General features: G+C 67.6%; 9 protein-coding genes. 5 read left to right on the top strand and 4 right to left on the bottom strand.

Annotated elements, in window-relative coordinates; translation table 11 throughout:
• Window positions 1-42 precede the first annotated feature (42 nt).
• Together argJ and argC are read right to left on the bottom strand one after the other, a co-directional pair.
• Window positions 43-1,209 carry a bifunctional glutamate N-acetyltransferase/amino-acid acetyltransferase ArgJ gene (gene argJ, locus MUN23_RS01230; protein WP_248761722.1) on the bottom strand — a complete coding sequence of 389 codons (1,167 nt, stop codon included), beginning with the start codon at window positions 1,207-1,209 and terminating at the stop codon, window positions 43-45.
• Window positions 1,206-2,237: an N-acetyl-gamma-glutamyl-phosphate reductase gene (gene argC, locus MUN23_RS01235; protein WP_248761723.1), complete on the bottom strand. Its 1,032-nt coding sequence runs from the start codon at window positions 2,235-2,237 to the stop codon at window positions 1,206-1,208. The genes argJ and argC overlap by 4 nt, the downstream gene beginning before the upstream one ends.
• A 176-nt stretch (window positions 2,238-2,413) precedes the next feature.
• On the opposite strand from argC, the gene MUN23_RS01240 reads away from it, so the two are divergent.
• The 5 genes from MUN23_RS01240 (at window position 2,414) to MUN23_RS01255 (ending at window position 10,120) form a co-directional block, all read left to right on the top strand.
• Window positions 2,414-3,505: an acyl-CoA desaturase gene (locus MUN23_RS01240; protein WP_248761724.1), complete on the top strand. Its 1,092-nt coding sequence runs from the start codon at window positions 2,414-2,416 to the stop codon at window positions 3,503-3,505.
• A 172-nt stretch (window positions 3,506-3,677) separates the two neighbouring features.
• Window positions 3,678-4,640, top strand: a complete 963-nt coding sequence (locus MUN23_RS01245; RefSeq protein ID WP_248761725.1) for a quinone oxidoreductase — start codon at window positions 3,678-3,680, stop codon at window positions 4,638-4,640.
• Between the two features lie 187 nt (window positions 4,641-4,827).
• Entirely contained in the window at window positions 4,828-6,360 is a 1,533-nt protein-coding gene (locus MUN23_RS23560; protein ID WP_371876023.1) for an amino acid adenylation domain-containing protein, read from the top strand.
• Window positions 6,311-8,689 (top strand): Pls/PosA family non-ribosomal peptide synthetase, encoded by a 2,379-nt coding sequence (locus tag MUN23_RS23565; protein ID WP_371875960.1) that lies wholly within the window; start codon window positions 6,311-6,313, stop codon window positions 8,687-8,689. Before MUN23_RS23560 ends, MUN23_RS23565 begins: the two co-directional genes overlap by 50 nt.
• Before the next feature lie 51 nt (window positions 8,690-8,740).
• On the top strand, window positions 8,741-10,120 hold the full coding sequence (locus MUN23_RS01255; RefSeq protein WP_248761726.1) for a M1 family metallopeptidase: 1,380 nt from the start codon (window positions 8,741-8,743) through the stop codon (window positions 10,118-10,120).
• 27 nt (window positions 10,121-10,147) lie between these two features.
• Here MUN23_RS01255 and MUN23_RS01260 read toward each other — a convergent pair whose 3' ends face one another.
• Together MUN23_RS01260 and pheT are read right to left on the bottom strand one after the other, a co-directional pair.
• The gene (locus tag MUN23_RS01260) at window positions 10,148-10,813 is read right to left on the bottom strand and encodes a 4'-phosphopantetheinyl transferase superfamily protein (protein WP_248763952.1); all 666 of its coding nucleotides are present in this window, start codon (window positions 10,811-10,813) and stop codon (window positions 10,148-10,150) included.
• Window positions 10,814-10,876: 63 nt separating this feature from the next.
• A complete protein-coding gene (gene pheT, locus MUN23_RS01265; protein ID WP_248761727.1) occupies window positions 10,877-13,420 on the bottom strand; it encodes a phenylalanine--tRNA ligase subunit beta in 2,544 nt (847 codons plus the stop codon).
• Window position 13,421 lies beyond the last annotated feature (1 nt).

Raw genomic sequence — 13,421 nt, forward strand, 5'->3', positions numbered from 1 at the left:
CGTGCAGTATCTCCAGGGTTGCTGGTTGATCAGCGCGAGGATCTAGCTTGAGTAGGCGCTGTTCTCGTGGACGTAGTCGTGGGTGAGGTCGTTGGTCCAGATGGTGGCTTCGGCGTCACCGGACTGCAGGTCAATTTCCACCAGGACTTCGCGGGGTTCGAGGTCCACCAGGTTGCGGTCGTCGCCGATGCTGCCGTTGCGGCAGATCTGGATGCCGTTGATGGCCACGTTCAGCTGGTCCGGTTCGAACACGGCGTCCGTGGTGCCCACGGCGGACAGCACGCGGCCCCAGTTGGGGTCCTTGCCGAAGATGGCTGCCTTGAACAGGTTGGACCGGGCCACGGAGCGGCTGACCGTTTCGGCGTCCCGCTCGCTGGCCGCATTGAACGTGCGGATGGCTATATCGTGGCTGGCGCCTTCGGCGTCCCCGATCAGCTTGCGCGCCAGTTCGGCGCACACCTTGGTGAGCCCGGCACCAAAGGCTTCGGCGGACGGGACGGCACCGGACGCGCCGGAGGCCAGCAGCACTACGGTGTCATTGGTGGACATGCAGCCGTCCGAGTCCGCCCGGTCGAAGGTGACGCGCGTGGCGTCGCGGAGGACGACGTCGAGCATTTCCGCTTCGACGTCGGCGTCGGTGGTGAGGACCACCAGCATGGTGGCCAGGCCGGGTGCCAGCATGCCGGCGCCCTTGGCGATGCCGCCGATGGTGAACTCCTGGCCGTCGGCGTCCGTGCCGATGAACAGTGCGGACTTGGGCACCGAGTCTGTGGTCATGATGGCGGTGGCCGCATCCGGACCGCCGTCCGTGCTGAGCGCTGCCGAGGCAGCCTCGACGCCCGGGAGGATCTTGTCCATGGGCAGCTGCTCGCCGATCAGGCCGGTGGAACAGACAAACACGTCCGTCGCCGAGATGCCCAGGACAGCAGCCACTTTTTCGGCCGTGCTGTGGGTGTTCTGGAACCCCTGGGGACCGGTGCAGGCGTTGGCACCGCCGGAGTTAAGGACCACTGCATCCACGCGGCCGTCCGAGACCACCTGTCGGGACCAGTGGACGGGGGCCGCGGCCACCCGGTTGCTGGTGAAGACGGCGGCCGCCGCCTTGGACGGGCCATCGTTGACCACCAGGGCGAAGTCCGGCTTGCCGGACGTCTTCAGGCCGGCGGTGACGCCTGCGGCGCGGAATCCCAGGGGGGCGGTAACGGTCACGGTGCAACTCCCTGCAGGTTGAGGCCGGCGGTTTCCGGCAGGCCTAGGGCAATGTTCATGGACTGCACGGCGCCGCCGGCAGTCCCCTTGGTGAGGTTATCAATGACGCACGTCACAATCACGCGGCCTGTGTGTTCATCCAATGCCAGCTGCATGGCCGCGTGGTTGGAGCCCTGGACGGACTTGGTGGCGGGCCACTGCCCTTCCGGCAGCAGGTGGACAAACGGCTCGTCGTCGTAGGCATCAGCCCACGCCTGGCGGAGGTCCGCCGCCGTGGTGCCGGGCTTGACCTTCGCGGTGGCGGTGGTGAGGATGCCGCGGCTCATCGGCGCGAGCGTCGGGGTGAAGGACACCGTGACACTCTCGCCGGCAGCATTGGAGAGGCCCTGTTCAATCTCGGGGGTGTGGCGGTGGCCGCCGCCCACGCCGTAGGGGCTCATGGAGCCCATCACCTCGGAACCGATGAGGTTCACCTTCGCGGCCTTGCCCGCACCCGAGGTGCCGGAGGCGGAAACGATCACGACGTCGTCGGGCTGGAGCAGCTTGGCGGCGAACCCTGGCGTCAGCGCCAGGAGTGCCGACGTCGGGTAGCAGCCCGGGACGGCGATCCGCGCGGCGCCCTTGAGGACTTCGCGCTGGCCTGGGAGCTCCGGCAAGCCGTAGGGCCATGTGCCCGCATGGGCCGAGCCGTAGAACTTTTCCCACGCGGCTGGATCCTCGAGGCGGTGGTCTGCGCCGGCGTCGATCACTACGGTGCCCTCCGGAAGCTGTGCCGCGATCTCGGCGGAAGCACCGTGCGGAAGTGCCAGGAACACCACATCGTGCCCGGAGAGATTCTCCACGGTGGTGTCTTCCAGGATGCGGCTGGCCAGTCCGTGCAGGTGCGGCTGCAGCTCGCCAAGGCGGGAGCCCGCGTTGCTGTGCGCGGTTATGGCACCGATGGTCACGTCCGGGTGCGCCGCCAAAAGGCGCAGGACTTCTCCCCCGGCGTAGCCGCTGGCTCCGGAGACGGCAACAGAAATAGTCATGCCGTGAATCTTACAGCAAAAGTATTCAGTGTGCCCGATATTTATGCATCGACGTTGGCATCGATTCCCGGGGCGCCGCTGGACAAGCAGGCGTAAGATGGAGTGAGGGTGATCATGACCGTGCAGTCCGAATGTCGGCTGCACCGTTGCCCGAAACAGTTACGAGGCCCCGCTCCATGACCACCACGTTCCCCACGTCTGAGCGCCCTAAATCGCGTGTCCGGCAGCCCAACGCCGTTGTCCTGAGCTATTCGGAGCTGTTGAAGAGCGTCAAGGCTGAAGGCCTGCTGGAACGCCGCGTCGGTTTCTACATCACGCTCTTTGCCAGCCTGGTACTCCTCATGGCCGCCACCTGGTTCGGGTTTGCCCTGATCGGCGACAGCTGGTTCCAGCTCCTCATCGCCGCAGCCGTCGGGATCCTCTGCACACAGCTGAGTTTCCTGGCCCACGAGGCCGGGCACCGCCAGATCTTCGCGTCGCGCCGGGCCAACGACTGGACCGCCCGGATCCTGGCCACCTCGGTTGCCGGCATGAGCTATTCCTGGTGGGAGCAGAAGCACGGCGCCCACCACAACCACCCCAACGTCATTTCGAAGGATCCTGACATTGCCACCGGGGCCATCGCCTTCCACCCCGAAGGTGCCGCCACACGGCAGGGCCGGTTTTCGTTCCTGACCCGCAAGCAGGGCTGGTTCTTCTTCCCGCTACTGTTCCTTGTTGGCCTGGGGCTGCAGATCGATTCCGTGAAGTTCGTCTTCCGCCGGGCCAAGGTGACACACCGATGGGTAGAGCTTCCCATTTTGCTGGTCCGGCTTAGCCTCCTGCCCGTGCTGGCTTTTACGTTCCTGCCGCTCGGGATGGCGTTCGCGTTCATCGGCGTGCAGCTCGCCGTCTTCGGTTTCTACATGGGTGCTTCCTTCGCGCCGAACCACAAGGGCATGCCGGTCCTGCCCGCGGACAGCCGCGTGGACTTTTTCAGCCGCCAGGTCCTGACGTCACGGAACATCTCCGGTGGCCGGTTTATGGACATCCTGCTCGGCGGCCTGAACCGCCAGGCTGAGCACCACCTCTTCCCGGACATGGCACGCCCCCAGCTCGATAAGGCAGCCAAGATTGTCCGCGAGTACTGCACGAAGCACCAGGTTCCCTACACGGAAACCACGCTGCTGCAGTCCTACGGCATCATCGTCCGCTACCTGAACGATGTAGGCCTTGCTGCAGGACGCCACTTCGAGTGCCCCATGGCAACGGTGACCCGGCGGTTCTAGCACGCACTGCTAAAACGAGGCGCGTCACGCGGGCTCCCCCGCATGACTCTGCCCCGTATGACCCGAAGCGACGGCCGGCTTCCGGCCGTCGCTTCGTCGTCGGTAGCGGTATCCCTAGGATGGTCAGAGACACCGGCCGCGGGAAACCCCCGCCCGGAGAGGAGACCTTTTTATGCAAGCCATCGTTGCCCGCCAGTCCGGAGGTCCGGAAGTCCTCGAGATCGCCGAGGTGGACCGACCGACGCCGGGTCCCGGCCAGTTGCTCATCAAGGTGGCGGCAGCCGGGGTGAACTTCATCGACACCTATCAGCGCGGGGGCATGTACCAGGTCCCGTTCCCCTTTACGCCTGGCTCGGAAGCCGCTGGGACTGTAGAGGAGCTCGGCGAAGGCGTCGAAAACTTCGCAGTCGGCAGCAGGGTGGCCACGGCCGAGGGCACTAAATGCTACGCCGGCTACGCGGTGCTCGATGCGGCCAAGGCACTTCCGGTGCCGGACGGCGTCGACGACCTGACGGCGGCTGCCTTGCCGCTCCAAGGCATGACCGCCCACTACCTCATCAATTCCTCCTTCAAGGTCGAACCGGGCCACACAGTACTGACGCACGCAGGTGCCGGCGGCGTCGGCCTGCTGCTGATCCAGCTGCTGAAGGAGAGGGGGGCCCGCGTCATCACCACGGTTTCCTCGGAGGCCAAGGGAGAACTTGCCCGCGACGCCGGGGCCGACCATGTGCTGCGGTACGAGGGCTTCCCCCACCATGTCCGCGAACTCACCAACGGGAAGGGCGTGGACGTGGTGTACGACGGCGTCGGCCGGAACACTTTTGACGGCTCCCTTTCCTGCCTCCGCACGCGAGGCATGCTGGTCCTGTTCGGGGCAGCCTCCGGGGCAGTTCCGCCGATGGATCCGCAGCGCCTCAACGCCGGCGGTTCGCTGACGCTGACGCGTCCGTCCCTGGCCCACTTCCTGCTCAACGAGCAGGAGCGCCACTGGCGCTCGGCGGAGATCTTCGCCGCCGCAGAAAAGGGGCACTTGACGGTACGGATCGGCGCCACCTACCCTCTGGCCGAGGCGCGGCGTTCCCATGAGGACCTCGAGGGCCGGCGCACCACGGGCAAGGTCCTGCTGGTTCCCTGATGGATACAGGCAGCACGCGTGAACAAAGCATGAATCTTCAACTAATTCTGGACACCTTGCGTTCACTTTACTCAGGCAGAATCCGTCCGTGAGTGAGCATCAGTCAAACGTCGTAGCATCCCTGCCGGAGGATCCCTACCGCCCCCAGCTGGCCGGTTTTCCCCTGGCCCCGCCCGAGCGGACCCTCATGGCCATCCTGGCGGACTCGGCGGCACGTTTCCCGGAGGCCTCAGCGCTCGACGACGGCCGGCGTTCCCTGAGCTACGCCGACCTGATGGCCGCGGTCCGGGCCAAAGGACGGGAGCTCCAGGCCGCCGGGCTGGGCGCCGGCGACAGGATAGGTGTGCGGATTCCGTCCGGGACCAGCGAGCTCTACATCTCGATTCTCGCTATCCTGCACATCGGTGCCGCCTACGTTCCGGTGGACGCCGACGACCCTGAGGAACGTGCCCGGCTCGTTTTCGGTGAGGCTGGCGTAGCCGCGGTGCTCACCGGTGCGGCCGCGGTCTCCGTGCCTGACTCCCCGGAACGCGGTGAACGGGGTCAAGCCGAGCGTCGTGCTGCCGAGCCCGGCGATGACGCGTGGGTGATCTTTACCTCCGGTTCCACCGGCACGCCCAAGGGCGTCGCGGTCCAGCACCGCTCCGCCGCCGCCTTTGTTGACGCCGAAGCCCGGATCTTCCTGCAGGCGGAGCCCCTCGGCCCGCAGGACAGGGTACTGGCAGGGCTTTCCGTCGCCTTTGATGCCTCGTGTGAGGAAATGTGGCTTGCCTGGCGTCACGGCGCGTGCCTGGTGCCCGCACCGCGGGCCCTGGTAAGGACCGGAACGGACCTCGGACCGTGGCTCATCAGTCACGGCATCACCGCGGTATCCACCGTTCCTACGCTGGCTGCCCTGTGGCCGGCCGAGTCCCTGGAGAGCGTCCGGCTCCTGATTTTCGGCGGCGAGGCCTGCCCGCCTGAGTTGGCCGAGCGGCTTGCCATCCCGGGCCGTGAAGTCTGGAACACCTACGGCCCCACGGAGGCCACGGTGGTGGCCTGCGCGGCTCCCCTGGGTGGCCCCGGTCCGGTCCGGATCGGACTGCCCCTGGACGGCTGGGACCTGGCCGTGGTGGACGCTGAAGGACTGCCCGTCGGCGAAGGGGAGATCGGCGAACTGATTATCGGCGGCGTCGGACTGGCCCGTTACCTTGACCCGGACAAGGACCGGGAGAAGTACGCGCCCATGCCGTCCTTCGGTTGGGACCGCGCCTACCGTTCGGGCGACCTGGTCCGCTACGAAGCCGCCGGGCTGATCTTCATGGGCCGCGCCGACGAACAGGTCAAGCTCGGTGGACGCCGGATCGAACTGGGCGAAATTGACGCCGCCCTGCAGTCCCTCCCACACGTTGCCGGAGCTGCTGCGGCAGTACGGACAACCGCTGCGGGCAACCAGATCCTGGTGGGCTACCTGGCCGCCGCCGACCCTGACCTGGATCTGGCGGCCGCCCGCGAACTCCTGGCAGAGAGCCTCCCCGCGCCCCTCATTCCGCTGCTGACCGTCGTCGACTCCCTGCCTACCAAAACCAGCGGCAAGGTGGACCGCCACGCCCTACCCTGGCCGCTGACCGGGACCGGTCCGGCGGAAGCCGACGCTGCCCCCCCTGAACCTGCCCGAAGATGCCTCCTGGGTGGCAGAACAGTGGACTGCAGTCCTTGGCAGCACCGTAACAAGCCTTGACGCCGACTTCTTCGCCTACGGCGGCGGCTCCCTGTCCGCTGCGCAGCTGGTCTCCGCCCTCAGGGTCCGGTACCCCACCATCACGGTCGCCGACATTTATGCCACACCCAGGATCGGTGCCCTGATTGATGCGGCCCGCCAGACCCTTCCCGACGGAGTGGCCACCGGGCCGGCGCCGTCCCGGACTGTCCGCCCCACCGCGTTCAAGTCCCAGGTCTTCCAGACGCTGATGGGCATTCCCTTGCACATCCTGGTGGGGATGCGCTGGCTGACCTACGTCATGGCGGCCAACAACGTGCTGGCCGCGTTTGCCGGCTTCAGCGCTGCCCCCACCGTTTCCTGGTGGTGGGTGGCCGCCTCCTGGCTGGTCTTCGTCTCCCCGGCCGGCCGGATGCTGATTTCCGTGGCCGCGGCCCGAATGCTGCTCCGGAAGGTGGGGCCGGGAACGTACCCGCGCTCCGGACGGGTGCACGTACGCCTCTGGCTGGCCGAACAGATCCAGGACCTCGCCGGGGCCATCAGCCTCGCCAGCGCACCATGGGTGCCGTACTACGCCCGGGCGTTGGGCGCCAAGATCGGCAACAACGTCCAACTGCACTCGCTGCCGCCTGTGACCGGGATGCTTTCCCTCGGCAGCGGCTCCAACGTCGAGCCTGAGGTGGATCTTTCCGGTTGGTGGATCGACGGGGACATCGTCCACATCGGGGCCGTCCATATCGGGGCAGGAGCCAGCGTCGGGGCTCGCAGCACGCTGATGCCCGGCGCTTCCATCGGCGCCGGAGCCCAGGTGGAGCCCGGCTCGGCCGTCCTCGGCAAGGTGAAGGCCGGCCACCACGTTGCCGGGTCCCCCGCCGAGCGCCGGGGCAAGGCCAAACACTCGCTGCCGGACACTCCTGCCGAACATCGGCTGATTGGCCGGCTCTGGTTCGCCGGATTCGCCATGGCGTCAGCCGTGCTGGCCCTGATCCCCTACGTCTCCGCCGCCGCCGCGGCACTGGTGGCCTTTGCCTTCATCCAAGGCAGTGAATCGCTCTCCGCAGCCGTCCCGCAACTCCTGCTGGCCCTCGCACCCGCGGCCCTCGTGTGGTTCGTCGTCAACCTCCTGCTGATTTTGGTCACCACCCGGATGCTCGGCATCGGCCTGGCGGAGGGCTACTACCGCGTCCGCAGCCGGATCGGCTGGCAGGTCTGGGCCACGGAACGTGTGCTGGACCTGGCCCGCGACCTGCTCTTCCCCGTTTATGCCAGTCTCTTCACACCGGTCTGGCTGCGCCTGCTGGGCGCCAAGATCGGCAAGAACGTCGAAGCCTCCACGGTCCTGCTCATCCCCAAGATGACCACCGTGGGCGAGGGCGCCTTCCTGGCCGACGACACCATGGTGGCCTCCTACGAGCTCGACGGCGGGTGGCTGCGGATTGCGCCCGCGAAGATCGGCAAGCGCTCCTTCCTGGGCAACTCGGGCATGACCGCTGCCGGCCGGAATGTCCCCAAGAACTCACTCGTAGCCGTCCTGTCGGCCACACCGGCCAAGGCCAAGTCCGGGACGTCCTGGCTGGGCAGCCCGCCTGTGCGGCTCCGGCGCACCGCCATCGCCTCGGACGACACCCGCACCTACCAGCCGCCGCCGCGGCTCAAGTTTGCCCGCTGCCTCTGGGAACTGGGCCGCTTCATCCCCGTGGTGGTAACGGTGGCGATCGCCGCCGGCGTGATGCTTGCTTTTGACTGGCTGGCTGCCGCCTACAACTACGGGATTGCCGCAGCCCTGGGCGGCGTCGTGATGCTGCTGGCGGGCGCGGTGGCCGCGGGCAGCGCCGTCGTCGCCAAATGGGTCCTCGTGGGCCGGATCCGTGCCGGCGAGCACCCGCTCTGGAGCTCCTTCATTTGGCGCAACGAGGTGGTTGATACGTTTATCGAAATGGTCAGCGCCCCCTGGTTCGCGCGGGCAGCCACCGGGACCCCGGCCCTGGTCTGGTGGCTCCGGGCGCTCGGCGCCCGGATCGGCCGCGGCACGTGGTGCGAAAGCTACTGGCTTCCCGAAGCGGACCTGGTCACCCTCGGGCGGAACTCCACCGTCAACCGTGGCTGTGTGGTCCAGACCCACCTGTTCCATGACCGGGTCATGAGCCTGGACACTGTTACCCTCGAAGACGGAGCAACCATGGGCCCCCACGGCGTCATCCTGCCGCAGGCGAGCATCGGCAGCGGTGGAACTGTAGGACCGGCCTCGCTGGTGATGCGGGGCGAATCCGTTCCCGCCGCGACCTATTGGATGGGCAACCCCGTGAGCCCCTGGAGCGGTCCCGCAGCGTCTGCTCCCAAACCACGCTAGCCCGCAGTACCAGCTGTCCTGCCGCCCTACGCTGATCGGAAAGACCGTCTTATGAGTTCCCCCGCACCGAGCCCCACGGCCGCCAGTAACGGCCCTGCACGCACCTCGGAGCACGGCGCATCTTCGCCCGACCCCTATATGCCCGGCCATGGCACGAACGCGTACAAGGTCAGCCGCTACGAACTGGATCTTGACTACAAGCTCAGCAGCAACCGCCTGAACGGGCGCGCGGTCCTGAACGCCGTCACCCGGTACGCGACGGCGGCCCTTGTGCTGGACCTGACCGGGCTCCGGGCCACGAAGATCCAGCTCAGCGGGCGCCGGGTCAAAAAGTTCAGCCAGCGAGCCGGGCAGTTGGTCATTGTGCCCGAGGCCGCGCTGCCGGCGGGCGAGGAATTTACCCTCGACATCCGCTACGAAGGCAACCCTGGTCCCCGGCGCGGGTTCTGGGGCGAGGTGGGCTGGGAGGAACTCACCGACGGCGTCCTTGTGGCCGGCCAGCCGAACGGCGCCGCCTCCTGGTTCCCGTGCAACGACCACCCCGGTGACAAGGCCAGCTACCGGATCAGCGTGACCACCGACGCGAATTACAGGGCCGTGTGTAACGGCACCCTGATCTCCCACACCAGCAGGGCCAGCCGCGAGACCTGGGTCTACGAACAGGCCGAGCCCATGGCCACCTACCTGGCCACGGTCCAGATCGGCCGCTATGAGTTCCTCGCCCTGACTCCCTTCCCCGTGGACGGGCAGGTTCCGCAGTTCGCCGCCGTCCCGGCACTGTTGGTCGAAACGGCCCGCGAAGGCCTGGCGAGGCAGCCTGAGATGATGCGCACCTTTGCCAGCTGTTTCGGGCCCTACCCTTTCCCGGAATACTCCGTGGTGGTGACCGAAGACGAGCTGGAAATACCGCTTGAAGCGCAGACGCTCTCCATTCTGGGCCGGAACCACCTGACGCAGGAGTGGGAATCCCAGCGGCTCATCGCCCACGAGCTCGCGCACCAGTGGTTCGGGAACTCCCTCACTGCCGCATCATGGTCGGACATCTGGCTCCACGAGGGCTTCGCCTGCTATGCGGAGTGGATCTGGTCGGAGGAGGCGGGCGTCCTGCCTGCCGCGAACCGGGCCGCCGCAGCCTGGCGGAAACTGGCCGCCGGCAGCCAGGACATTATCGTGGGCGACCCCGGGCCGGAGCTTATGTTTGATGACCGCGTCTACAAGCGGGGAGCCTTGGCCCTGCATGCCCTGCGGGTCCGGTGCGGCGACCTGGCATTCTTTGCGTTGCTGCACGACTGGACGGATGCCCACCGTCACGGTTCAGTGTCCACGGCGGCCTTTATTCTCGCCGCGGACCGGGCCACCGGACTGGACACCGAGGCGCTGCTGCACCCGTGGCTGCTCGAAGCGGCCCTTCCGCCGCTGCCGGTGCGCTGACGAGCAAGTGCGCTGACAACAACGTCGCTAGCTGCCGGTGCGCGAAACCGCGACGGCGGCGCGAAAGTTGAGCGGGAGGCCCGCCTCGCCGGCGGCCAGGTCCCGGATTTCCGGGCGCGACAAAACGTCGAGCGTGTCCGGCGCCGTGGCGAGACCGTCGCCCGTCATCTTGAGCCAGGCCTCCTTGCGGACCCAGAGCCTTGCCCGCTCCTGCAGCAGCAGAGGCCCGGCAAGCCCGGCTAGGGCCGCGCGCTCGGCGTCGGTGAGGGCCACGCCGTCGAACCCCTCAAAGGCCATGCCGGACGGGTCCGCCAGGTCCAGGCCCATCGTGACTCCGGCCGGTGGATCCACCACGGCGCCCAACAGGATCCACCCGGAACTCCGGGACAGGCTCAGCGCGAGCGGCACCGGCTCTCCCCTGAGCGTATAGCCCGGCCTGCCGTGCGATAGCTCGGGGCCGGAGCCGCACCGGGGGCAGCTGAAGTGAGTGGTGAGGTCCGACGCCGGTACGTCCAGCAGTTCTGCTGCGAACCTTCGCAGGGCACGCCGGCCAGCCACAAAAACGGCCCGCGGGCCGGGTGCCAGGGCGGCAGCGCGGGCCAGCTCGGCAGGCCCCAGCACTACCAGCTGGCCGCCCGCCGTCGGGTCCTGCCCTCCCGGTATTCCGGGAGGGCAGGAACGCAGGACCGGCACTGGCGCCAACGGCCCCGCCATCTCTGGCACCCGCCCCACCAGCCCCGCCATCCGGATCCGCGTTTAGCGCTGGACGGCGCCGAAGCGCTCTGCAGCCAGGGCAACCGCGCTTTCGCGCGCAGCCGAGGCCTCATCGGCCGTCAGCGTCCGGTCCGTTGCCCGGAAACGCAAGCCGAAGGCGAGCGATTTCTTGCCTTCTTCAATTCCCTTGCCGGCGTAGACGTCGAACAGCGCCACGTCCTCCAGCAGCTCGCCGGCGCCTTCGCGGAGCGCTTCGAGGACCTGGTCCGCGGGAATCTCCTGCGGCACCACCAGGGCAACGTCCTGGGTGGCCACCGGGAACGTGGAGATGTGGCGGGCCACAATCACATCCGCGGCTGCCTCGAACAGGGCATCCGCGTTGAACTCCAGCGCCACCGAACGGGCAGGCATGTCGTGCGCGGCCAGGAGCTTCGGGTGCAGCTCGCCGGCGTAACCCACTACTTCACCGGTCCGCAGCGAGAGCTGCGCGGCACGGCCCGGGTGGAACGCCTGGTGCGCACCCTGGCTGACCACAACCTCCACACCCAGGACATCCCCGGCGAGCCGGGCAATGTCAAGCGCGTCGGACCAGTCCCACAAGCGCGGCGTGTGGCCGGCGGCAGCGGGTGAATCGTGGCCCGTGAGGACAGCGGCGACGTGCAGCGGCTGGTCCGGAACGCCGTCGTACAGTGCATCCAGTACCTCGTCGGAAGGCTTGACGCCCAGCGGCGGGATGGACGGCGTACCCACGGTCTCGCCCGGCAGGAAAACGAGGCCCGACTCGAAGAGCGCCAGGTCGCGGAACCCGCGGGAGTAGTTCCGCTTGGCCACCTCGATGAGCCCGGGGAGGATGGACGTGCGCAGGAAGCCGTGTTCCTCGCTGATCGGGTTCGCCAGCTTGACCGCGCTCCGGGCCGCACCCTGCTCGGCGACGCCGAACGTGTCGTTGGCCGCCTTGGAGACGAACGGGTAGGCCAGGACTTCGGTCAGACCGGCGTCAGCCAGTGACTGGATGAGCCGACGGCGCTGCTGCTGCACACGGGTCAGGCCACGTCCCGGAGGGGCCACCGGAAGGGTGGCGGGGATGTTGTCGTAACCCACCAGCCGCGCGATTTCCTCGGTGAGGTCTTCCTTGGTTTCCAGGTCGCTGCGCCAGCTGGGGGCGGTAACGGTCCAGCCGCCGTCGGCTTTTTCCACCACGGCACCGAGGTCCACCAGCGAGGTGGTGATCTGCTCTTCGGTGAAATCGATGCCGATCCGCTGGGCGGCGAAGGCTGCCGGCAGCGCGATGGTCACAGCGTCCGGTGCGGTCCCGACGTCGGTCCCTGCCTGATCAGCAATCCCGCCGGCGAGGCCCACCAGGAGGTCAACAACAAGCTGGGCAGCGATGTCCGCCACGTGCCAGTCGACGCCGCGCTCGAAGCGCTTGGACGCCTCGGACGGCAGCTTGTGCCGGCGGCGGGAACGGCCAATGGACACCTCGTCGAAGTGCGCAGCTTCCACCAGGACGTTCGACGTCGAATCGCTCACCTCGGTGGCTGCACCGCCCATCACGCCGGCAATGCCGATCGCGCCGGAACCGTCGGTGATGAGGAGGTCCTCGACGTCGAGCGTGCGCTCCTTGTCGTCCAGGGTGGTGATCTTCTCCCCCGCCACGGCCCGGCGGACCACGATGTCGCCCGACAGTTTGTCCAGGTCATAGCAGTGCGTGGGCTGGCCAAGCTCGAGCATCACGTAGTTGGAGATGTCCACGGGCAGGGAGATGGAGCGGATCCCGGCAAGCCGCAGCCTTGAGGTCATCCACGGCGGCGTCGGCCTGGTCGCGTCGACGCCGCGGACGGTGCGGGCCACAAAGCGGTCGCAGCCGGGCTTGCCATAGATGGGAGCGTCGTCGTTGAGCTTCACGCCGTAGCCGCCGGAAAGCTCCGCCGGAGCCTGGACCTTGGTAGCGGGGTCCGTGAATCCCGTGCCGGTGGCGTGGGCGTATTCACGGGCCACACCACGGATGGAGAACGCGTAGCCGCGGTCCGGGGTCACGTTGATCTCGGCGGCTTCGTCGTAGAGGCCGAGCAGGTCCATGGCGTCCGTGCCGATTTCCGGATCAAGCCCAATGCGGGACAGGACCAGGATGCCGTCGTGGTCCTCGCCAATGCCAAGCTCACGCACGGAGGCGATCATGCCGGCGGAAAGGTGGCCGTAGGTCTTCCGCGCGGAGATGTGGAAGTCGCCGGGCAGGACCGCGCCGGGCAGCGTGACAACTACCTTGTCGCCCGCAACGAAGTTGTGGGCGCCGCAGATGATCCCCTGCACCCCGGACGGGTCGATGCCGTCTCCTGTGAGGGTCTGTTCCTGGCCTTCGGGGACAACCCGGACCTGGCACCAGTTGATGGTTTTGCCGTTGGTCTGGGGTTCCTTGACGATGCTCAGGACCTGGCCCACCACAACCGGACCCTGCAAGGCGTCCGTGGGACGGTGGACGGCCTCTTCTTCAAAACCGACCTTGACCAGTTCGGCCATCACGTCTTCGGCCGTTGCTCCGGCCGGTACTGCTGCGAATTCACGCAGCCAGGAAAGTGGGATACGCACT

Origin of the sequence: Pseudarthrobacter sp. SSS035 (assembly GCF_023273875.1) — a bacterium.
Taxonomy (GTDB): Bacteria; Actinomycetota; Actinomycetes; order Actinomycetales; family Micrococcaceae; genus Arthrobacter.

Coding starts and splice junctions, on each gene's coding strand:
- MUN23_RS01255 (WP_248761726.1), top strand. CDS start 8,741: ATGAGTTCCCCCGCACCGAGCCCCACGGCCGCCAGTAACGGCCCTGCA.
- argC (WP_248761723.1), bottom strand. CDS start 2,237: ATGACTATTTCTGTTGCCGTCTCCGGAGCCAGCGGCTACGCCGGGGGA.
- MUN23_RS23560 (WP_371876023.1), top strand. CDS start 4,828: ATGGCCATCCTGGCGGACTCGGCGGCACGTTTCCCGGAGGCCTCAGCG.
- MUN23_RS01245 (WP_248761725.1), top strand. CDS start 3,678: ATGCAAGCCATCGTTGCCCGCCAGTCCGGAGGTCCGGAAGTCCTCGAG.
- MUN23_RS01240 (WP_248761724.1), top strand. CDS start 2,414: ATGACCACCACGTTCCCCACGTCTGAGCGCCCTAAATCGCGTGTCCGG.